Source organism: Mesonia sp. K4-1 (assembly GCF_008017825.1).
In the GTDB taxonomy this organism is placed as follows: domain Bacteria; phylum Bacteroidota; class Bacteroidia; order Flavobacteriales; family Flavobacteriaceae; genus Mesonia.
The window spans coordinates 1-519 of record NZ_VRLS01000092.1 but is presented as its reverse complement, the minus strand read 5'-3'; the positions used below and the strand labels follow the sequence as shown (position 1 = coordinate 519).

Annotated in this window: 1 protein-coding gene; it reads left to right on the top strand. The window is 36.4% G+C overall.

Annotated elements, in window-relative coordinates; all coding sequences use genetic code 11:
* The coding region (locus FT986_RS14405) for a transposase (RefSeq protein WP_147865668.1) at positions 1–519 on the top strand (519 nt) is incomplete at both ends.

Below are 519 nucleotides of genomic sequence, written 5' to 3'. Positions count from 1 at the left end.
TCAGTAAAGATGTATTTGATGTCTATGGTAGTGACTGTGGTCATTCTCAATTTAATAATGACTCATTTGGCTTTAAATTGTTTGTCAAAACATTAGCCCCAGATGATTTGGTAGTAATGGAAGCCACGGGATATTATCATTATCGACTTGCACAGTTTCTTTACAAAAATTGTATTGCTGTATCGGTAGTAAATCCCTTGTCGGTCAAGCGTTTTATTCAAATGAAGCTATCAAAAGTAAAGACAGACAAGAGTGATGCCAAGGCTATTTGCGAGTATGCTTTGTCCAATGAAGTTCCGTTGTATAACGCTCTTAGTGATGTACAGGCAGAATGCTTGCAGCTTTTTAGGCTTATGGATAATTACTTAAAGAAGCGTACGGCTACTAAAAACAAACTTCACGGGGAAGAAGTGCTAGGCATTCCATCCAAATATGTTTACAAGTCTTTAAAGCGTAATCTCAAACACTTAGACAAAGAGATTAAGGGTATTGAAGATCGTTTATTGGAACTTGTAAAAC